This window comes from Methylobacterium sp. J-030 (assembly GCF_022829545.1).
In the GTDB taxonomy this organism is placed as follows: Bacteria; Pseudomonadota; Alphaproteobacteria; order Rhizobiales; family Beijerinckiaceae; genus Methylobacterium.
The window spans coordinates 38,125-58,054 of sequence record NZ_JAKSYM010000225.1; the positions used below are offsets into that span (position 1 = coordinate 38,125).

Here is a 19,930-nt window from a genome sequence, read left to right on the forward strand (position 1 = left end):
CGAAGCAATCCAGGAGCGCCACGCCGACCGACGTCGCGCTGCCCTGGGTCACTTCGCTCCGCGCGTGATCGCGGAGGCGCGAACGCGGCGGGACCGATCAGCCCTCGATGATGCGCTCGTCGAGCTTCCGGTCGACGGTCTCGACCGTGCGGTCGATCTCGGCGTTCGGCTCGCCGAGCTGGTGGGAGATCAGCTTCACCAGCAGATCGACCCGCTCGATGTAGGGCGCCCCGTTCGCCACCGCCCGCGCGGCCGAGGACGGCTTCAGCAGGCTCTCGGCCGCGCGGGCGTATTTCTCGAACGGCACCTGATCGGCCGGGTCGGCGCCGAGCTTCCGGGCGATGCCGTCGACGTGCTCGTAGATTGCCCGGGAGCGCGCGAGATCGCCGTGGACCGCGTCGTGGATCGATTGCGGCTCGCCGGGCGTGATGCAGCGGTAATTCCCGGTGAGCAGCATCGACCACTTGGCCAGCGGCACGAACAGCGAATCGAACACCTTGAGCTTCACCGGCACGTCCTGCCCATCGAGGCGCACGGCGTCGATATCGGCCTCCAGCTCGCGGAGGAGGCGATTGTGCGCCTCGTCCGTGAAGGTCGCGGCCTTGAAGTTCGTCGGCAGACCGACATGGAGGACGTTGGCCTCCTCCTCGGGCGGCCGGAAGGCCTGCGGATCGGGGGAGCAGAGCGAGACGAGGCCCGGCTCGAACCGGTCCCACACGCCGGCATTGGTGTAGGCGTCCTCGAGATCCATGGCGGCGAGCGCCGGGATCCGCTTGAGGTAGGGCAGCGGCGGCATGTTCATGATCGACAGGCACGGCAGCTTCGCCGCCGCGATCTTGATCATCAGCACGCGGATCGTGTGGTTGTTGTACTGCGGCTCCTGCATGGCGAGGCCGACGAGGTCGTAGCGCGACACGTCGACATCTTCCGGGGGCATCGCGTCGACCTTGCCGGGCAGGTCGCGCGAATGGATGGACCGGTGCTCCTTCTCGTCGCGGAGCTTGATGCGGACCTCGGTGCCCTCGCGGTTGATCAGGTCGGCGGTCTTCCGGCGGCAGACCAGGGTCACGTTGTGACCGGCCATCAGGAGCTTGGTCCCCAGGAGCGAGCCGTAGGAGGCCCCCAGGATCAGAATGTTCTTAGCCAAATCAGTCCTCCCCAGCATATTGGATTTGCTGTTGTCTTCGGCTGCCAGGTCCAGTGCTTCGATGCCATGGCCCCAATCGCTTCCAGAATGGATGGCAGTCGGCCGGGCGGAAGGCAAGCGTTCTGGTATACCTGATCCCAAAGCGGCCGGGATGGGGTCACCACGGTTCACGCGACGGCGCAGGCTGGCTCTCCCTTCCACCCCCCTCATCCTGCGGTGACCGCGCAGCGGGCCTCGAAGGAGAGCTCCAGCCAGCCGCGCGATCCCTGGCGGGCCCCTTCGAGGCCTACGCTGCGCTCCGGCCCCGCAGGATGAGGCGGTGGGTTGGAGTGCCGATCGAGGCTCTTGCAGCTTCGTGTCGTGTATTGCGCGCGGCGTCAGGCGGCGCGATCCCTACCCCCACAGCTCCGGCGCGGGCGGATACATCAGGCTCCCTTCGTAGCGCAGCGGCTGGTCGCGGTCGCGGGCGAGCAGCAGCGGTCCGTCGAGGTCGACGAAGTCGGCGTCGTTCGCCAGCAGGGCCGCCGGCGCCATGCCGAGCGACGTGCCCAGCATGCAGCCGACCATGATCGAGAGCCTCCGCGCCCGCGCCTCCCGGGCGAGCAGCACCGCCTCGGTCAGGCCGCCGGTCTTGTCGAGCTTGATGTTGATCGCGTCGTAGCGCCCGGCCAGCGCGTCGAGGCCGGCACGGTCGTGCAGGCTCTCGTCGGCGCAGACCGGGACCGGGTGCGGGATCTCGGCGAGCAGCGCGTCGGCATCGGCCGGGAGCGGCTGCTCGATCAGCGCGACGCCGGCCCTCAGGCAGGCCTCCAGATTGGCCTCCACGGTCTCCGGCCGCCACGCCTCGTTGGCATCGACGATCAGCCGGGCCTCGGGCGCCCCCGCCCGCACGGCGGCGATGCGCTCCGGGTCCCCTGCCCCGCCGAGCTTCACCTTGAGCAGCGGACGATGCGCCGCCGTGCGGGCGGCCTCCGCCATGCTCTCCGGGGTGCCGAGGCTCAGCGTGTAGGCGGTGATCGCCGGACGCGGCTCGGCGAGACCGGCGATCGCCCAGGCGGGGCGGCCCTGGAGCTTGGCCTCCAGGTCGAACAGCGCGCAATCCAGGGCGTTGCGCGCCGCCCCCGCGGCCATGCGCGCCATCAGTTCCTCGCGCCCGATCCCGGCCGCGATCGCCTCCGTTTGCCCCGCGATCAGGGCGCTGACGCTCTCGACGCTCTCGCCGTAGCGCGGATAGGGCACGCACTCGCCGCGCCCGACCCCGTTCGCGTCCGCGATGGTGGCCACCACCACGGCGATCTCCGTGCGGCTGCCGCGGGAGATCGTGAAGGCGCCCGCGATCGGGAAGCGTTCGACGGCGAGGGTCAGGCGGCGGGCCATATCAGGCTCCCGGGAAGTCGGCGACGATCCGATCCACCAGCCCGTCGACGCCGAAGCGCACCGGGTCGGTGGCGGGCAGGCTGTGCTCGTCTCCGATCGCCTCAAGGAAGCTCCGGGCCTCGGACTCGCGCAGCGCCTGCGTGTTGACCGCGATGCCGACCGGCCTGATGCCCGGGTTGGTCAGACGGCCGAGCCGCACGGTCAAGTCGATCACCTGCCGGATGGTCGGGAGCGGGTGCTGCACGCCGCGCATCGTGGTGCGGGTCGGCTCGTGGCAGACCACGAAGGCGTCGGCCTGGGCGCCGTGCAGCAGGCCGAGGCTCACCCCTGCGAAGGACGGGTGGAAGAGCGAGCCCTGGCCCTCGATCAGGTCCCAGTGATTCGGGGCGGCGTCCGGGGAGATCGTCTCGACGGCGCCGGAGATGAAGTCGGCCACCACCGCGTCGATGGCGACGCCCTTGCCGGAGATGAACACCCCGGTCTGGCCGGTGGCGCAGAAATCGGCGTCGAGGCCGCGCTCCCGCATGCCGCGCTCCAGGGCCAGCACGGTGTACTTCTTGCCGACCGAGCAGTCGGTGCCGACGGTGAGCAGGCGCCGCCCCGTCCGCTTGGTGCCCTTGCCGGTGGGGAAGCGCTCGTCGGTGTGGCGCACGTCGTGGAGCTGGCGGCCGCGCCGGGCGGCGGCCTCCGCGATGGCCGGCACCGCGCCGAGCTTGACGTGCAGGCCGCTCGCCACGTCGAGGCCGGCCTCGATCGCCGCCACGATCTCCTTCACCCAGTGATCGGGCAGCACGCCGCCCGCGTTGACGACACCGATCACCAGGGTGCGGCAGCCCTTCGCCAGGGCTTCGGGCAGGGTCATGTCGGGGATGCCGAGATCGGCGGCGCAGCCCGGCAGGCGCATCTGGCCGACGCACCATTCGGGGCGCCAGTCCTTGATCCCGTAGGCGGTCTTGGCCGCCAGCGTGTCGGGCACGTCACCCAGGAACATCAGATAGGGCGTGGCGATCTGCATCGGTCGAGCAACCTTCTCCGGAGGCCGGCGGACCGTCTATGCGGGATCGCGACCGTTGGGCGCAATGCATGAGGCCGGCCAGGACGGTGGACGCCGCCGTCGTTGCGCGCATGCCGGGGACGCGTCCGCGCCGGGAGCCCCGGTCCTGGTTTCGACAGGTTGAGACCTTTCGCCGGTCCAGGGCGGAGCCCTGAAGGCCCTCTCTGGGCTCCGCCCTGAGCACCCGCCAAACGGCTTCAGCCCTCTGGAAACCCAGGATCCTCGGTCAGACAGGCTGCCCGGACGCGGCTGGGCCCGGGAGAATGGCTCTCACCGCCCGCGGCGCGTGACGCCCCCCGCTCAAGCGGCGCGTCGTCGCGCGACCTGGGCCGCGTTGGCCACGGCGTCCACCGGCGCCAGAACCCCGGTCGCCCGGACCAGCCCCTCGGCCCCCGCCAGCGCGCCCGCGCGCAGCTCCAGCCCGAGGAAGCGCGGGCGATCGAACGGCCCCGGCAGGGTCAGGCCCTCCGCCAGCGCCCGGTCGAAGCCGAAGCGCGTGTAGTAGGGCGCGTCGCCGACCAGCAGCACGGCGCCGTGGCCGAGCGATTCGGCCCGGCCCAGGGCCGCCTGCATCATCACCGAGCCGAGCCCCTGGCCCTGGATCGCCGGATCGACCGCCAGCGGGCCGAGCAGCAGCGCCTTGCGCGCGTCGCCGGTCTCGACGTGCCACAGCCGCAGCGTGCCGACGAGCCGCCCGCCGCGGGTCGCCGCGAAGGCGAGGCCGCGCGCCGGCAGACGGCCCTCGCGCAGGCGCTCCGAGGTCTTGGCCCGGCGATTACCGGGAAAGCACGCGTCGAGCAGCCGCTCGCGCGCCGGGACGTCGTGGCCATACTCCGCGCGGATCTCGATCATGACACGACCCTCCCCGGGCCGGCGAGCGGGAGAAGCGAGTTGTCCGACGGAGAGCGGAGGCCTCCATCGGTGCGGCGTTCGGTGTCGGATCCGGCCGGGTCGCCCGCGCCGTCATCACGAGCGAAGCGAAGTGACCCAGGGGCAGCGCGACCGCGGTCGGCGTGGCGCCACTGGATGGCTTCGCGCCGCTCGCAAGACGGCACGTCCCGACGACCGCGATCGGATCCCGCCGCGATCCTAAGAAGAATCAGATGACGATCTGCTGAAGGGGCGGGAAACCGTTGAAGGCCACCGCCGCGTAGGTGGTCGTGTAGGCGCCCGCGCCCTCGATCAGCACCTTGTCGCCGATCGAGAGCGAGACCGGCAGCGGATAGAGCTGCCGCTCGTAGAGCACGTCCACCGAGTCGCAAGTCGGGCCGGCGATGACGCAGGGCTCGGTCTGCTCACCGTCCCGCGCGGTGCGGATCGGGTAGCGGATCGCCTCGTCCATGGTCTCGGCCAGCCCGCCGAACTTGCCGATGTCGAGGTAGACCCATCGGACCTCGTCCGCGGCCGCGGACTTCTTCGAGACCAGCACCACCTCCGCCTCGATCAGGCCGGCATTGCCGACCATGCCGCGGCCCGGCTCGATGATCGTCTCGGGGATCCGGTTGCCGAAATGCTTGGTCAGCCCCCGGAAGATCGCCTCGCCGTAGCTCTCCACGCCCGGCACCGCCTTGAGGTACTGGGTCGGGAAGCCGCCGCCGAGATTGACCATCGACAGGCCGATGCCGCGCTCCGCGCACTCGCGGAAGATCGCAGCCGCGGAGCCGAGCGCCCCGTCCCAGGCCTCGGTGTTGCCCTGCTGCGAGCCGACGTGGAACGAGATGCCGTAGGCCTCCAGCCCGTGGCGGTGGGCGTGCTCCAGCACGTCCGCGGCCATCTCGGGCACGCAGCCGAACTTGCGCGAGAGCGGCCAGTCGGCCCCGGCCCCGTCGCACAGGATGCGACAGAACACCCGGATCTCGCCGGTCGACATGGTCTGCGCCTCGGCGGCCCGGGCGATTTTGTCCACCTCGGCCTGGCAATCCACCGCGAACAGGCGGATGCCGAGCGCGAGGGCGCGGCCGATGCAGCGCTCCTTCTTGATGGTGTTGCCGAAGGAGATCCGGTCGGCGGTGGCGCCGGCGGCGAGCACCATCTCCATCTCGGCAACCGACGCCGTATCGAAGCACGAGCCCATCTCGGCGAGCAGGCGCAGGATCTCCGGGGCCGGGTTCGCCTTCACGGCGTAGAACACGCGGGTGTCCGGCAGGGCGCGCGCGAAGGCGGTGTAGTTGTCGCGCACGACGTCGAGATCGAGGACCATCACGGGGCCCTCGTCCTGACCGCGGTCGCGGCGCACGCGCAGGTAGTCACGGATGCGATCGGTCATGGTCGTCTCCCGGCACGGGTTCGCGGGCGCCCTTCGCGGGGCGCGCTGTCGAAGGTGGCGGCCAGGACAGGCCGCCGGCGTCAGGGGGCGATGCGTCGCACGGACCCACGCGTGTTGGAGACACGTGCGTCAGAGCGGGCGCAGTGCACCCGGAAGCTGCCGTGGATTGGAAGGGGGGACCCCCACCGCACGCCGGGCAAAGAGAAACAAGCCTCTTCGGTGCCGGCCTGTGGAGGGCCGACGAGACCAAAAAAGCCCGTTCGTCGTTGCTTTAAGCTGCGTCCCCCGTGGAGAGCGGGGTTCGCCGGTTTCGCCTCCGGCTGCCGGTTGTTGTCGGGGTCCGGTGTTGCCACCTGGATGCCGGCCGTAGGGATCCACCCTTGCGACCATCGATCCTTTAAGACCCCTGGCGGCTGTCCGGCAGTTGACCGGATGCCCACCAACCGACACGCGGCCACAGGCACGTGCGAAATTGGGCAAGCGGCATATATGGGGAATGCCCCGCTTCGGCAAGGCCGATACAACCTGGAGGACTGGGTTTTTCACCTGTCATCCACACCCGGGGCCGGCCGTTGCAAAAACGGCGCATTCCGGATGCCCCGGCGGCCGTTCCGGACTTCCCAAGCGCGGCGGAAGCGGGCATCTGACGGCGGGGCGGCGTATTCGGGCGAGTGATCGATGGGTGGGCCGGGCAGATCCATCGCGACGGCGCGGGCGTGAGCGCCCCGCTCCGCAACCCGGTCGGCGCCGGGCTCCCCGAGCCGGCGATCCGCACCGCCACGCGCGCCGACCTCGACGCCCTCGTCGCCCTGGAGCACGCCGCCTTCGCCTCGGACCGTGCCGAACGCCGGGCGATCCGCTACGCGATCCTGTCGCCCACCATGGACGTGCTGGCGGCGCTGATCGATCCGCCGGACGGGGATCCGACCCCCGTGCTGGTCGGCGCGGCGGTGCTGGAGCGGCGGCGCGGCAGCCGGATCGCGCGGCTGGCCTCGATCGCGGTGGCGCCGAACCGCGGCGGTCTCGGGCTCGGCGGCAAGCTCCTCGACGCCGCGGAGGACCGGGCGCGCGCCCATGGCTGCGACCGCCTGCGGCTCGAGGTGCGGGCCGACAACGGCGCCGGCATCCGGCTCTACGAGCGCCGGGGCTACACCCGCTTCGCGGTGCGGCCCGACTATTACGAGGACGGCATGGAGGCGTGGCGCTACGAGCGCGCGCTGTAGGGGCGGCGGCCGTCGAGCCGCCTCCGTCAGGCCGCAGCAGCCCGGGAGCCCCGCCGCTCCGGCCCGTGGTGGTTCGGGTCCTGCCGCTGGCGGCGATCCATCGGGCCTTGCCGCAGCGTGAGCACGAAGCCGCGGACCTGAACCTCGATCTCCGCCGACAGGGAGCGCAGCGTGCGCGCCACCGTGAGCACGTTGTTGGCCGTGCTCTCCGTCTGGCCAGCCACCGTGCGGACGCCGGTCACGTTGTCGGCGAGCCGGCCGGTTCCGTCCGCGGCCATCTGGACGCTGCGGGCGATCTCGCGGGTGGCGGCTTCCTGCTGTTCCACCGCCGCCGCCACGTTCGTGGCCGCAGCCAGGATCGCCTCCATCAGCCCGGACACGGCGTCGTTGGCGGTCACCGCGCGCCGCGTGCCCTCCTGGATCTCCGCGACGCGCGCCGCGATGTCGTGCGTCGCCTTCGCGGTCTGCTCGGCCAGCACCTTCACCTCGCCCGCCACCACGGCGAAGCCTTTGCCCGCCGCGCCCGCCCGGGCCGCCTCGATCGTCGCGTTGAGGGCGAGCAGGTTGGTCTGCTCGGCGATCGCCTGCACGACGGCCACCACGGTCCCGATCCGCTCGCCCGTGACCGCGAGGTCGCGCACCTGCGCGGCGGTCTCCAGGGCTGTCGTGCTGCCCTGGCGGACCGTCCGGGACATCCCGTCGATCTGGCGCGAGATCTCCTGGATCGAGCCCGACAACTCCTCGGTGGCCGAGGCGACGGCCGTGACGTGCTCCGACGTCTCGGCGGATACCGCGGAGGCGACGCTGGACTCTTCGGCCGTCCGGGCGGAGACGGTGGCCAGCGCTTCGGCCATCCGGTCCATCTCGGCGGTGTCGCGCGATACCAGCGCCACCACGTCCCGGATCGCATCCTGGAAATCGGTCAGCGCAGCCTCGATGTGGGCCGTGTTCCGCGCCTTCTCGGCGGCCGCGATCCCGGCCTCCTCCTCCAGGCGCCTGCGCGCCCAGGCATCGTCCCGCAGGGACTGGACCGCGCGCGCCATCGCGCCGATCTCGTCCCGCCGCTCCAGGGCGGGAACCGCGCGATCGAGCCGATGCTGACCAATGTCGATCAGCACGCTGGTCAGGGTCGCGGCCGGTCCCATCGCGCGGCGCAGGACGACCCAGCAGAAGACCACCCCCACGACTGTAGCGAGCGCGCCTTTGAGCAGGACGCGCCGGAACAGCGTGTCGAGCGAGGCGAGAAAATCCGCCTTCTTCACGCCGACATACAGGATCCCGATCGCCCGGCCGTCGATATCCCGGATCGGCTCGTAGCGCGTCATGTAGGTCGTCCCGAGGATGTCGGCCTCCCCGCGATAGCCCTTCCCGTTCCCGATGACCGCGTCGTAGGCCGGGCCCTGGCCCAGCTTGGTTCCGATGGCCCGGCTGCCCGTCGCCGTCATCACGTTGGTGGCGACCCGCGTGTCGCCGAGGAACACGGTCGCGGTGCCGCCCAGCACATCCTTCACACGGTCCACCGCCGGATCGTCGGCTTTGATCGCGTGTGCGCCGAGAAAGAGCTTGCCATCCTGGACCGAGAAGAACGCGCCGGGGCCGCCCTCATCGCCGAGCTTCTGCTCAAGCAGGCGCAGGTTGGCATCGAGCGCCAGCCCGGCACGATGCATGAGTTCCTCGCGAATCTCGACGTAGAGCAGTCCGGTGACGATTCCCATCGCGATGACCAGCAGAACGGTCACCAACATGCCGATCCGGAACGACAGGGATTCCGTCAATCGCATCCAGTGTTTCAACCTCATGCCACTGTCCTCTGACGGCGCGGCCGACGCTTAACCCCAGGACAGGGAATCGACAAACCGCCATGGCCGAGGTCGTGTGCTGATTTAGCCGTCGTTCGTGCGGCGTTTGATATCCGTCTGATCGAATGCAATACGCGTTCGAGCCCGATCGAGGCGGAAAAATAGTTCACTCCAGTGCGCGATGCGGCCGGATCGGACATCGCCTCTGCCTCTACACATCGCACAGGATGACACCGGTTCCGTAGGTCCCCGGAACGGTCCGGCCGTCCCCGCCGATCCGGGAACGCCGTCAGGCCCGGGCTGCGGGCGACACGCCTTGGCAGCCTCGGCGGGCTCAGTCGTCGACTCGAAGGGGCGCGGGTCCCTTCTTCCGTGGGGTGGGGGGAGCCTGTCGCGCATCGTCACGGGCCGCGCGCCTGAAACTCGTGTCGCCCGCGGTTGCGAGGGAGCGATCGACGGACCCTCCGGGCGGGATCGGCCCGCGGTGTCGCGGCCGCACCGGACATCGATCGAGGAGGCCGGCTCGACGCATTCCGCCGGTACGGATCTTGATCCGTCGTAGATCTCGACAACCACGCACCATTAGCCGCGGGGATCCGGCCTCCACCGGCCACGCCGTCTCGACGATCCGTGCGATCGCGGCCCGCATCCGGCTGATCAACGGGGTCGCGACCACGATCGCGGCGGTAGTGGAGCAGCAGGGTGCGGCGACGCAGGAGATCGTGCGCAACGTCGGGCAGGCGGCGCAGGGCACCGGCGCGGTGACCGGCACCATCGTGGGCGTGGCCGGGGCCGCGGAGGAAACCGGCCGGGCGGCGGGCCAGGTGCTCGATGCCGCCGGGGCACTGCAGCGCCAATCGGAGCCTCTCGCGGCCGAGGTCGAACGCTTCCTCGACCCCGTCCGCGCCGCCTGAGCCGCCAGCGGTGTCGGACCGGCGGTCCGCCCCGATCCCGCCGCGTTAGGGGAGTTTTACAAATCGAGCCTTACGCTATTGCATCCTTCGAGAGCCCCGCGACGCTCATGAATTGCCTCTCATGGCCGTAATCGCCGCCTTCATCATCAATGCGGGGCTCAACTTCGTCCTGGGCCTGCTGATCGCCAAGCTGCTCGGGCCCGCCGATTTCGGGCGGTTCGCCCTGGCCACCACCGGGGCGACCGTTCTCAACACGGTGCTGTTCGAGTGGCTGCGCCTCTCGGCGACGCGCTTCTACTCGGGGCGGGTGCGCGTGGACGAGCCCTGGATCCGCCACGGGCTCGACCGGGCCTATCGGCGCATCGGCCTGCTGCTGCTCGCCGCCGCCGCCCTGTGCGGGGCATTCGGGTTCGGGGGCGGCCCGGACGGACGCGCGGCGGTCCTGTGCGGCACGGGGCTCGCGGCCCTCGGGATCGGGGTGTTCGACTACCACGCGGCGCTGGCGCGCGCCCGGTTCGACGGAAAACTCTATCTCGGCCTCGTGGCGGTGAAGAACGTGCTGGCCTTCGCGCTGATGGCCGCGGCCGCGTGGTGGCTGCCGCAGCCGGCCTGGGTGCTGGCGGCGGCGGGCGTGAGCCAGTTCCTGGCGGTCGTCCTGCTGCGCCGCCCCCTGCGCGACCCGCACGCGCCGTTCGAGCAGCCGCGCCTCTCGGCGACCTGGCGGGTCTTCGCCCGCTACGGCCTGCCGCTGATCGCCGCCAACACCGCCTACCAGTGCCTCGCCTTCGTCAACCGGGGCGCGATCGCGGGCCATGCCGGCTTCGCGGAGGCCGGCTATTTCGCGCTCGCCGCCGACGTCACGTCACGGGCGCTGATGACGCTCGGCACCGCCCTCGACCTGCTGCTGTTCCAGCTCGCCGTCCAGGCCGAGGAGCAGCATGGCCGCGCCGCCGCCGAGGCGCAGGTCGCCGGGAATGCCGGCATGGTGTTCGCGCTGCTGGCGCCCTGCGCGGTCGGCTTCTGGGCCGTGCTGCCGGCCCTCCAGGACCTGGTGGTGCCCGATGCCTATCGCGGGCCGTTCGCACGCTACAGCGTCGCGCTGATGCCGGGCCTGTTCTGCCTGACCCTGATGTTCTACGCGCTCAACCCGGTGTTCCAGATCCGCCGCCGGACCCTGCCGGTGATCGCCGCCGCGCTGGTCGGGCTCGCGGTCAACGGGGCGGGCCTGCTGGTCCTGCCGGACCGGCTGGGGGGGATCGGGGTCGCGCTGGCGCAGACCGCCGGCCTCGCCGCGGCCGGGCTGTGGCTCGGCTGGCGCGCCCTCACGGGTCCGGATCGCATCCGCCTGCCCTGGGGCTCGATCGGGGCGGCGTCGCTGGCCTGCGCCGCGATGGGCCTCGCGCTGGCGCCGTTCCGCCACCTGCCGCCGGCCACCGCCCTGGCGGTGCTGGTCCCCGCCGGGATGGTCCTCTACGGGGCGCTGGTCTGGACCTTCGACATCGCCGGGCTGCGCCGGCAGGTCGGCGCGCGGCTGCGTCCGGGGCGCGCGGTTGCCGCGGAGTAGCGCGCGGCGGCGGCTCCGCAAGGAAATTCGCCCGCTGAAACCCCGCGACTCCACCTCCGCTTGAATCCGGTGGCGGTTAAGGCGACACCCGTTCTGGAATAGATCCAGGTTACACCAGGGCGGAAACATGGGCGTCTACGAGCCCGGCACCGAGGCTGAGGCCGCCGAGATCGTGCGGGCGGCGTCCGGGCGCGGCGAGCGCCTGCGGCTCGAAGGCGGCGGCACCGCGGCGGGGCTCGGGCGCCCCGCGCAGGACACCGCGACGCTCTCGGCAAGAGCGCTCACCGGCATCACGCTCTACGAGCCCGCTGAGATGGTGGTGGCGGCCCGGGCCGGGACGCCGCTCGCCGATGTCGAGGCGCTGCTCGCCTCCCGGGGCCAGATGCTGCCCTTCGAGCCGATGGACTTCCGCGGCCTCTACGGCACCGGCGGCGAGCCGACCTTCGGGGCGGTCGCGGCGATCAACAATGCCGGCCCCCGGCGGATCAATGCGGGCGCGGCCCGGGACAGCCTGATCGGCGTGCGCTTCGTCAACGGACGGGGCGAGGCGATCAAGTCGGGCGGGCGGGTGATGAAGAACGTCACCGGGCTCGACCTCGTGAAGCTGATGGCCGGGGCGCACGGGACGCTGGGGCTCCTCACCGAGGTGACCTTCAAGGTCCTGCCGGCGAGCGAGCGCGTCGCCACCCTGGTGTTTCCGGGCCTCGACGATGCCCGGGCAGTCACGGCCCTGTCGGAGGCCCTGGGCTCGCCGTTCGAGCTGACCGGGGCGGCGCACCTGCCGGCCGGGATCGGTGCCCCGGAGGCGCGGACGCTGATGCGCCTGGAAGGGTTTTCGGAGTCGATCGACTACCGCACGGGCGAGCTCACGCGCCTGCTGAAGCGCTACGGCCAGCCCGGGATCGTCGACGGCGCGGCCGGGGCCGCCCTGTGGCGGACTGTGCGCGACGCGACGCCGCTCGCCGAACCCCGGGATGCGGCGCTGTGGCGGATCTCCACGGCGCCGGGCCACGGGCCGGCCCTGGCGGCCGCGGTGGCGGCGGAGCGCGACGCGCGCTGGTTCTTAGACTGGGGCGGCGGCCTGATCTGGCTCGCCACCGGCGGAGAGGGCGATGCCGGCGCCGAGACGGTGCGGAAGGCGGTGCGGGCCCAGGGCGGTCACGCCACACTGGTGCGCGCCCCCGACGCCGTGCGCGCCGCCGTGCCGGTGTTCGAACCGCTCGCCGAGCCGCTGATGAAGCTCACCGCGGGCATCAAGACCGCGCATGATCCGAACGGCGTGCTCAACCCGGGCCGGATGTACGCGCAGGTTTGAGTTTCATCCCCTCCCCCTTGTGGGGCGGGGCCAGGGGTGGGGGTGGCTCAGGATCGAGCGCTACGGTGCCGTCTGCACCGCCCCCACCTCTCACTCCTCTCCGCAAGGGGGAGGAGAGCAGGCAGGAAGAGACCGTGCAGACCAACTTCGCCCCCGCCCAGCTCGCCGATCCCGCCATGGCGGCGTCCGAAAAAATCCTGCGGACCTGCGTGCATTGCGGCTTCTGCACGGCGACCTGTCCGACCTACCTCCTGCTCGGCGACGAGCTCGATTCCCCGCGCGGCCGCATCTACCTGATCAAGGACATGCTGGAGGGCGGCAAGCCGGCCTCGGCGGAGGTGGTCAAGCATGTCGACCGCTGCCTCTCCTGCCTGTCCTGCATGACCACCTGCCCGTCGGGCGTGCACTACATGCACCTGGTCGACCACGCCCGGACGCATATCGAGGAGACCTACGCGCGCCCCGCCGGCGACCGGTTCCTGCGGGCGCTGCTGGCGCAGGTCCTGCCCTATCCGAACCGCTTCCGCCTCGCGCTGATCGGCGCCAAGCTCGGCGCCCCGTTCCGGGGATTGGTCGCCCGTCTGCCCGGGATCGGGAACCGGCTCGCCGCGATGCTCGACCTCGCACCCGTGGGGATGCCGCCCCGGGAGCCGACCAACCGACCCGGCCGGTTCCCGGCGACGACCGGGACAGCCTCCAAGCGCGTCGCCCTGCTGCGCGGCTGCGCCCAGAGCGTGCTGCGGCCGGACTTCAACGCGGCGGCGATCCGCCTGCTCAACCGGCACGGGATCGAGGTGATCCACGCCGCGGAGGGCTGCTGCGGCGCGCTCACCCACCACATGGGCAAGGCGGAGTCGGCCCATGTGCTGGCCAAGCAGGCGATCGACGCCTGGGACGCCGAGATCGCCAAGGGGCTCGACGCGATCCTGGTCACGGCCTCGGGCTGCGGCACGACCATCAAGGATTACGGCTTCCTGTTCCGCGACGACCCGGCCTATGCCGAGAAGGCGCGGCGGGTCTCGGGCCTCGCCAAGGACGTCACCGAGTATCTCGCGCTGCTCGATCTGGCCCCCGTCGCCGAGACCGACCTCGTGGTGGCCTATCACTCGGCCTGCTCGATGCAGCACGGCCAGGGCATCCGCCTGGAGCCCAAGACGCTGCTCAAGCGCGCGGGCTTCACCGTGAAGGACGTGCCGGAGGGCCATATCTGCTGCGGCTCGGCGGGGACCTACAACATCCTGCAGCCGGAACTGGCCGCGAAGCTGCGCGCCCGGAAGGTCGCCAACATCGAGCGCGTGCGCCCCGACGTGATCGCCACCGGCAACATCGGCTGCGCCACGCAGATCGGGAAGGGGACCGGCATCCCGATCGTCCACACGGTGGAGCTTCTGGACTGGGCGACCGGCGGCCCGAAGCCCGCGGCGCTCGCCGGCGTGGCACCGCGGCTCGAGGCGGCGGAGTGATCCTCCCCTCCCCCTGGTCCTGAGGTGCCCGCGTCCGCGGGCCGTGCGGTCCCTGGAGGGCTCGTTCGAGGCCTCCGCTGCGCTCCGGCGCCTCAGGCGGAGGGGGGGACGGTCGCTGCGCGACATCCCTGTCATGTGTCGTGTCCCGTGGAGCAGCGCGATCGGGCGCGGCTCCAAGCAGATCTGCGTCGGCAGGCCAACGCTTCGGTCGCTTCGGCCCTTGGTGTGCCGCAGGTCTTCGTCGCAAAACCGGAGGCCACTTTCGCGAAGCCTGCTTAGACGGCCGCATCCCAGGTCTCGCTGAGCGGCACCCCCCCGCGGACGAGGCGGGCCCGGAGCACCACGTCGCCGGCCGGCATCGGCTCCGGCGGACGCCACTCCACGTAGATTCGCCAGCCGCCGGTCTGCGGCACGAAGGCGGAGACCGGCGCGTGCATCGTGCCGGCGCTGGCCGAGACCTCCGCGCTCACCGAATCGTCCGGCCCCGCGGGCAGGCCCGGCCCCGCGAAATCGATCACGCAGAGCCGCCGCTCCGGACGCGGCGGCGTCATGGGGCGCAGGCGCTCCGCCGAGCCGAATCGGGTCGCGGTCACCCGGGCCAAAACCGTCTCGGGGATCGCCGGAACGGGCTCGGCCCCGACGGTGGTGAGATCGTAGGCGAGGCGCAGGGCCGTCCCCGGCTGTGCCGCCGCGGCCGGCACGAAGGCCGCCACGATGTTGTCCATGTACTCCTCGCCCGAGGGGATCTCGTAGAGCCGGACCGCACCCTCCGCGAAGGCGCCCCCGGCGGGATCCGGGCTGACCCACAGGCCGGGCCGCGCCTCCTGGCGGGCCTCGACGTCGCGATAGGCGGCGAACGTTCGCTCCCGCTGCAACAGCCCGAAGCCTGCCAGCGGCGTCGCCGCGAAGGCCGAGATCTGCGGCTGCCTGCGGCCGTTGACCAGTGGCCACCAGAGCCGGTCGAACCGCGCCGGATCGCTCCCTGAGGCGACGCAGAGCCCGTCCGAGTCGTGCACCTGCGGGCGGAAGTCGTCGAACGGCTTGGCGCCGCGGGCGCCGGGCCCGTTCTCGCCGTACAGGAACATGCTGGTGAGCGGCGCGAGCCCCAGCTCAGCCAGCGGCACCCGCGGATGGAGCGCGGCCGTGACCGTGATCCGGGCCGGATCCCCGGGACTGATCGCGAACCGGTAGGCGCCGGCCACGCTCGGGCTGTCGAGGAGCGAGAACACCGTCAGGGTCTGCGCCCCCGGTTCGGGCTCGCAGATCCAGTGCGCGACGAAATCGGGAAATTCCTCCCCCTCCGGCGCGCCCGTGCCGATGGCGAGGCCCCGCGCCGAGAGCCCATATTCCTGGTTGGCCGCGCGCAGCCGGAAATACGAGGCGCCGAGGAACACCAGAAACTCCGCTTGAAAACCCTTCGGGCGCCAGGCGGGCGTGTCGGGGAAGGCGTAGTGCAGGCGGAAGCCCGCGAAGCCGAGGTCCGGCGCGAAGCTCTGGCCGGCGAGCCGTGGGCCGAGATCGAACAGCCGGCTCTCGTAGGGGATCGGGCGGTCCGGCCCGTCGAGCGGCTGGAGGTGGAGGGCCACGCGCTTGCGCTGCAGGAAGCCCCGGTGGAAGAATTGCGCGCTGAACAGCGGACCCAGACGCAGGCTCTCGGCGGCCCGGAACATGATGGCTTGGTAGCCGTCGTAGTCGAGCCCGGCGAGGGCGGCCGGCAGGTCCTGCGGCGGGGCCGCGTAGGGCGCGGCGGCCCGGCGCGCGGCCTCCTCCGCGAGCGCTTCGAAGGTCATCCGACCCTCCGGCCCACCCGCCGAATGTCCACCCTGCGACGGAAGCGCCGACCCGGCCCACGTTCTGGACCCATTCAGCTCGGCTACGCTAGGTAGAACCGTGCCGGCAGCCGCGGTCAGGACGGTTCGAAGAACGCGGCGCCGGGAGGGGGGATCGATCCGTTCGGCTTCCGGCCGCCCATCGGGCCGGGCCGGCTCCGTGTCCTTGCCCCGCATATCGGTGTCCACGGTCATCGGCTTCCGGCCTCAGGCGGCGGGGCGGCCGGCAGCCTTCCACGGTCGAGTTTCTCGCGCCATGTCGTCACGCGCCATCCCTCCTCGCGCCACATCCCCGGGGGTCGCCGCCTCAGCCGAGCCGGCGCATCGGAACGCGTGTCCGGCCAAGCCCGATCCGTCGGAACGGGCCATCGACCGCGAGGTCTGGGAGAGCGGGCGGCCGGCCCGGGTCCTGCGCGCCCGGCGCCTCGCCCTGGCGGTCCCGAGCCTCGTCACGGCGGGCGGTCTCGCGTGGCTCGCCGCCCTCGCCTACCCCGCGGGCGTCAGCCCGCTCGCCTGGGCGGTGCTCGGGCTGTTCAGCCTCGTGATGGGCTGGCAGGCCTTCACGGCCTGCCAGTACGCCTACGGGCTCGCCGCCGCCCTGCTCGGGGACCGGGTGAAGTCGGTGCTGGAACGCCGGTCCGAGATGGCCGACGGCGCCTCGGCGCAAGCCGGACGCACCGCCGCCGTGGTGGCGATCCACGCCGAGGACGCCGTGGCGGTCTTCGCCCGCCTGCGGGTGATGGCCCGCTCGCTCGCGCAGGCCGCGACCGGGGATATCGACATCTTCGTCCTCTCCGACACCCGCGACGGCGCCATCGCCGCCGTGGAGGAGCATGAACACGCCCGCATTCAAGCTTGGGCCTCGGGCGACCCGGCCCTGCCGCGGATCCGCTACCGCCGCCGGACCGAGAATACCGGCCGCAAGGCCGGCAACATCGGCGAGTTCTGCCGCACCTATGGCGCCGAGTACGCCTTCATGATCGTGCTGGACGCCGACAGCCTCATGACCGGCGCCACCATGGGCCGCCTCGTGCGGCTGATGCACGAGAGCCCCCGCACCGGCCTGATCCAGACCGTCTCGTTCGCGGCGGGCCGGGACACGCTGTTCGCCCGCATCCAGCAATTCGCCGTTCGGCTCTACGCGCCCCTCGCGCTGCGCTGCCTGGAAACCTGGCAGGGGCCGGAGGGCAGCTACTGGGGCCACAACGCGATCCTGCGGGTCGAGGCCTTCGCGGAGCACGCGCAGCTCCCCCGGCTGCCGGGCCGGGAGCCGCTGGGCGGCGAGATCCTGTGCCACGACATCGTCGAGGGCGCCCTGATGGTGCGCTCCGGCTGGGCGGTGCGGCTGCTGCCCGAGCTGGGCGGCACCTGGGAGGAGATGCCCACCAACCTCGTTGACCTCCTCGGCCGCGAGCGCCGCTGGTGCCAGGGCAACCTCCAGCACCTGCGGGTGCTGCCCTGGGCGGGGCTCCACGGCGCCAGCCGCTGGCACTTCCTGGTCGGCATCCTCTCCTACGGGGTGCTGCCCCTGTGGGTCGCCTTTCTCGGGCTCGCCGCCTGGCAGGCGGCCCGGACCGGGGATCTCGGCCTCCTGGCCTACGGGCTGACCGGGCCGGGCCGGGCCGCCCACGCGCTCGCCGCCCTCAGCGTCGCCGTGCTGGCCCTGCCGAAGCTTCTCAGCCTCGGCTACGTCCTCGCCTCCCCGGAGCGGCGCGCGTCCTTCGGCGGGACCCGGTCGCTGCTCGCCAGCGCCGCCCTGGAACAGGCCGTCTGGGTCGTGCTCTGGCCGGTCCTGACCCTGTTCACCGCCGGCGCCGTGGTGGCGACCTTCTTCGGGCGGGTGGTGCGCTGGGAGACGCAGGATCGCGACGACCGGCAGGTCTCCTGGGGCGAGGCGTTCCGGCTTCAGGCCGACGCCGTGGTGGTCGGCGCGCTGATCGCCTTCGCGCTGGTCCTCGTCGGCGACGCGTGGCTCGCCCTGTGGCTGGCGCCGCTGGCGCTCGCCCTGCTGACCAGCCCGGCCCAGAGCGTCTGGACCAGCCGGGCCGATCTCGGACGCTCGGCCCGGGCCCGCGGCCTGTTCCTGAACGCCGACGACACCGCGCAGGCGCCGGAACTCGCCGAGTTGGCCCAGATCCGCGGCCTGCCGGCCCCCCATGGGGCGCATCATGCCCCGATCCGCCCGGCGTCACGGGAGCCCGCCATCTGGCTCGCCGCCGACGAGGCCTGACACAGTCCCCGGCCGAGGGCTCTGGATCGAGCCGGCCCTTGCCGTCATGGCGAGCGGAGCGAAGCGACCCAGGGGAGCGCGGATGCGGAGTACGTGGCGCTGCTGGGTTGCTTCGCTCCGCTCGCAAAGACGGTGTGTCGGCGCTATCGACCGGGACCATCGACTGCCGGTTCCGCCTTTACGGCCACGCTGCCACAGTGTTGCCATCGAGTCACGGCCGGTCGGAACCGGCCCGAGGGGCCGGTTTCAGACTTGGCTTTAGGACGCGAGCGTTTACCCCTTGGCGAGGATCGGCACGGCATCGTGCCGCGGTATTCGCCGCGTTCCCTCTAGAGTCCGCGCCTGCCCGAGAGGCTTTGATGCGTCGTTTTCTTCCCGCCCTGATCGGGTTTTTCGGCGTGGCCGCCTGCGCCGCGCCGGCCCTCGCCTACGAGATCGACCCGCTGACCCGCCAGCCGCTGAACGACGCGCTCTCCGTGCGCGTCCGCCCGCAGGCCGTCGAGACCGTCGCGGTGCCCGTGGCCAACGCCGCCCTCAACCCCGCCGACCCGCTGAGCGCCGACGCGGCCGTTCCGCAGATGTCGGCGATCCCGCGCGAGATCGTGGCCTATAACGGCCCGTACGGTGCCGGCACGATCGTGGTCTCCACCGCCGAGCGGCGGCTCTACTACGTGATGGGCGGCGGTCAGGCCCTGCGCTACGGCGTCGGCGTCGGCCGTCCGGGCTTCACCTGGGGCGGCGTGCAGACCATCACGATGAAGCGCGAGTGGCCGGATTGGCGCCCGCCGTCGACCATGCTGAAGCGCCGGCCCGACCTGCCGCGCTACATGAAGGGCGGGATCGAGAACCCGCTCGGCGCCCGCGCCATGTATCTCGGCGGCTCGATCTACCGGATCCACGGGTCGAACGAGCCGGAGACCATCGGCACCGCCGTCTCCTCGGGCTGCATCCGCATGACCAACGAGGACGTGATGGACCTCTACACGCACGCCAAGGTCGGCACGAAGGTCATCGTCCAGCGCTGATTCGTTTTGGGACCTTTGGAGAGGGCCGGCCGCGAGGTCGGCCCTTTCGCGTTCAGGCCGCCGGCAGGGTGACCAGCGCGTCCGGCCGCTTCACCTCGATCTCGACGAACGCGATCGGGTGGTCCGACCCGTTCATCACGTCGTGCCGGATGCCCGCCGGGCGCATGTAGGACTGGCCGGCCGCGAGCGCCGTCTCGCTGACCGCCGCGCCGTCGTGGACGCGCAGCACCCCGTCCACCAGCATCACCACGAAATACGGCCAGCCATGCTCGTGCCAGCCGGTCACCGCGCCCGGTGGAAAATCCCAGCGGGTGATGCGCACGGTGGCGTCGTCCTGCTGGACGGTGGGCGTGGCCGGGATGGTACAGGCGAAGGCCATGGCGACTCCGGGATAACGGACACGCGAATGGTGCCCGCGCCGATCCGATGCAAGCCTTCGGCCGCCCCGGCAGTGCGGTTCAGTGCGACAGGCCGAAGCGATACGGCCGTACAAGGACGGTCGCAGACAGCGTCTTTGCGAGCGCAGCGAAGCATTCCAGGGCAGCGCGATATGAATGAGCGAGGCGCGGACTGAATTGCTGCACACCCGTGGAGGACGCTCCACGACTTTCCCTATCGCCGAGCCGGATCCGGACGGAACCGCGGCGTGCTGGCTGGCCAGACACGGGGATCGATCCGGTCCCGCACGGTGAGGCGGAAGCGCGCGAACGCTTCTGGGTCGTTC

14 protein-coding genes and 1 pseudogene are annotated in these 19,930 nt (G+C 71.8%); 7 read left to right on the plus strand and 8 right to left on the minus strand.

Annotation, left to right across the window (positions count from 1 at the left end; translation table 11 throughout):
* Positions 1 to 97: 97 nt before the first annotated feature.
* The 5 genes from MKK75_RS15080 to MKK75_RS15100 all read right to left on the minus strand — a co-directional run bounded on the left by MKK75_RS15080 (position 98) and on the right by MKK75_RS15100 (position 5,844).
* Positions 98 to 1,147, minus strand: a complete 1,050-nt coding sequence (locus MKK75_RS15080; RefSeq protein WP_244043365.1) for a ketopantoate reductase family protein — start codon at positions 1,145 to 1,147, stop codon at positions 98 to 100.
* Positions 1,148 to 1,540: 393 nt separating this feature from the next.
* Positions 1,541 to 2,524: an N-acetyl-D-Glu racemase DgcA gene (gene dgcA / locus MKK75_RS15085; RefSeq protein ID WP_244043366.1), complete on the minus strand. Its 984-nt coding sequence runs from the start codon at positions 2,522 to 2,524 to the stop codon at positions 1,541 to 1,543.
* A 1-nt stretch (position 2,525) separates the two neighbouring features.
* Complete coding sequence (gene dgcN, locus MKK75_RS15090) at positions 2,526 to 3,539, minus strand: N-acetyltransferase DgcN (protein ID WP_244043367.1); 1,014 nt, start codon at positions 3,537 to 3,539, stop codon at positions 2,526 to 2,528.
* A 339-nt stretch (positions 3,540 to 3,878) separates the two neighbouring features.
* Entirely contained in the window at positions 3,879 to 4,430 is a 552-nt protein-coding gene (locus MKK75_RS15095; RefSeq protein ID WP_244043368.1) for a GNAT family N-acetyltransferase, read from the minus strand.
* 247 nt (positions 4,431 to 4,677) lie between these two features.
* Positions 4,678 to 5,844 (minus strand): type III PLP-dependent enzyme, encoded by a 1,167-nt coding sequence (locus tag MKK75_RS15100; RefSeq protein WP_244043369.1) that lies wholly within the window; start codon positions 5,842 to 5,844, stop codon positions 4,678 to 4,680.
* A gap of 716 nt (positions 5,845 to 6,560) precedes the next feature.
* Here MKK75_RS15100 and MKK75_RS15105 point away from each other — a divergent pair.
* Positions 6,561 to 7,067 (plus strand): GNAT family N-acetyltransferase, encoded by a 507-nt coding sequence (locus MKK75_RS15105; protein ID WP_244043370.1) that lies wholly within the window; start codon positions 6,561 to 6,563, stop codon positions 7,065 to 7,067.
* Positions 7,068 to 7,093: 26 nt separating this feature from the next.
* On the opposite strand, the gene MKK75_RS15110 is transcribed toward MKK75_RS15105, so the two are convergent.
* A complete protein-coding gene (locus MKK75_RS15110) occupies positions 7,094 to 8,866 on the minus strand; it encodes a cache domain-containing protein (RefSeq protein WP_244043371.1) in 1,773 nt (590 codons plus the stop codon).
* Positions 8,867 to 9,468: 602 nt separating this feature from the next.
* Between MKK75_RS15110 and MKK75_RS15115 the strand changes: the two are divergent.
* The 4 genes and pseudogenes from MKK75_RS15115 to glcF form a co-directional block, all read left to right on the plus strand.
* Positions 9,469 to 9,780: pseudogene (locus MKK75_RS15115) on the plus strand (hypothetical protein); the annotation flags it as partial.
* 121 nt (positions 9,781 to 9,901) lie between these two features.
* Positions 9,902 to 11,344, plus strand: a complete 1,443-nt coding sequence (locus tag MKK75_RS15120; RefSeq protein ID WP_244043372.1) for a lipopolysaccharide biosynthesis protein — start codon at positions 9,902 to 9,904, stop codon at positions 11,342 to 11,344.
* 127 nt (positions 11,345 to 11,471) lie between these two features.
* Positions 11,472 to 12,659, plus strand: a complete 1,188-nt coding sequence (gene glcE / locus MKK75_RS15125) for a glycolate oxidase subunit GlcE (protein WP_244043373.1) — start codon at positions 11,472 to 11,474, stop codon at positions 12,657 to 12,659.
* Positions 12,660 to 12,793: 134 nt separating this feature from the next.
* A complete protein-coding gene (glcF, locus tag MKK75_RS15130; protein ID WP_244043374.1) occupies positions 12,794 to 14,122 on the plus strand; it encodes a glycolate oxidase subunit GlcF in 1,329 nt (442 codons plus the stop codon).
* A 275-nt stretch (positions 14,123 to 14,397) separates the two neighbouring features.
* On the opposite strand, the gene MKK75_RS15135 is transcribed toward glcF, so the two are convergent.
* Positions 14,398 to 15,912, minus strand: coding sequence for a glucan biosynthesis protein (locus tag MKK75_RS15135; RefSeq protein WP_244043375.1), 1,515 nt, complete (start codon positions 15,910 to 15,912; stop codon positions 14,398 to 14,400).
* 295 nt (positions 15,913 to 16,207) lie between these two features.
* Here MKK75_RS15135 and mdoH point away from each other — a divergent pair, with 295 nt between their 5' ends.
* Positions 16,208 to 18,181 carry a glucans biosynthesis glucosyltransferase MdoH gene (gene mdoH / locus MKK75_RS15140; RefSeq protein ID WP_244043376.1) on the plus strand — a complete coding sequence of 658 codons (1,974 nt, stop codon included), beginning with the start codon at positions 16,208 to 16,210 and terminating at the stop codon, positions 18,179 to 18,181.
* A gap of 359 nt (positions 18,182 to 18,540) precedes the next feature.
* Positions 18,541 to 19,206 (plus strand): L,D-transpeptidase, encoded by a 666-nt coding sequence (locus MKK75_RS15145; protein WP_244043377.1) that lies wholly within the window; start codon positions 18,541 to 18,543, stop codon positions 19,204 to 19,206.
* Between the two features lie 52 nt (positions 19,207 to 19,258).
* Here MKK75_RS15145 and MKK75_RS15150 read toward each other — a convergent pair whose 3' ends face one another.
* Entirely contained in the window at positions 19,259 to 19,585 is a 327-nt protein-coding gene (locus tag MKK75_RS15150) for a cupin domain-containing protein (RefSeq protein WP_244043378.1), read from the minus strand.
* Positions 19,586 to 19,930 lie beyond the last annotated feature (345 nt).

What these genes read in the sequence shown, in the direction of transcription:
- dgcA (WP_244043366.1), bottom strand. Translation starts at nt 2,524, where the DNA reads ATGGCCCGCCGCCTGACCCTCGCCGTCGAACGCTTCCCGATCGCGGGC.
- MKK75_RS15135 (WP_244043375.1), bottom strand. Translation starts at nt 15,912, where the DNA reads ATGACCTTCGAAGCGCTCGCGGAGGAGGCCGCGCGCCGGGCCGCCGCG.
- MKK75_RS15110 (WP_244043371.1), bottom strand. Translation starts at nt 8,866, where the DNA reads ATGAGGTTGAAACACTGGATGCGATTGACGGAATCCCTGTCGTTCCGG.
- mdoH (WP_244043376.1), top strand. Translation starts at nt 16,208, where the DNA reads ATGTCGTCACGCGCCATCCCTCCTCGCGCCACATCCCCGGGGGTCGCC.
- MKK75_RS15100 (WP_244043369.1), bottom strand. Translation starts at nt 5,844, where the DNA reads ATGACCGATCGCATCCGTGACTACCTGCGCGTGCGCCGCGACCGCGGT.
- MKK75_RS15150 (WP_244043378.1), bottom strand. Translation starts at nt 19,585, where the DNA reads ATGGCCTTCGCCTGTACCATCCCGGCCACGCCCACCGTCCAGCAGGAC.
- glcE (WP_244043373.1), top strand. Translation starts at nt 11,472, where the DNA reads ATGGGCGTCTACGAGCCCGGCACCGAGGCTGAGGCCGCCGAGATCGTG.
- MKK75_RS15145 (WP_244043377.1), top strand. Translation starts at nt 18,541, where the DNA reads ATGCGTCGTTTTCTTCCCGCCCTGATCGGGTTTTTCGGCGTGGCCGCC.
- dgcN (WP_244043367.1), bottom strand. Translation starts at nt 3,539, where the DNA reads ATGCAGATCGCCACGCCCTATCTGATGTTCCTGGGTGACGTGCCCGAC.
- MKK75_RS15095 (WP_244043368.1), bottom strand. Translation starts at nt 4,430, where the DNA reads ATGATCGAGATCCGCGCGGAGTATGGCCACGACGTCCCGGCGCGCGAG.
- MKK75_RS15120 (WP_244043372.1), top strand. Translation starts at nt 9,902, where the DNA reads ATGGCCGTAATCGCCGCCTTCATCATCAATGCGGGGCTCAACTTCGTC.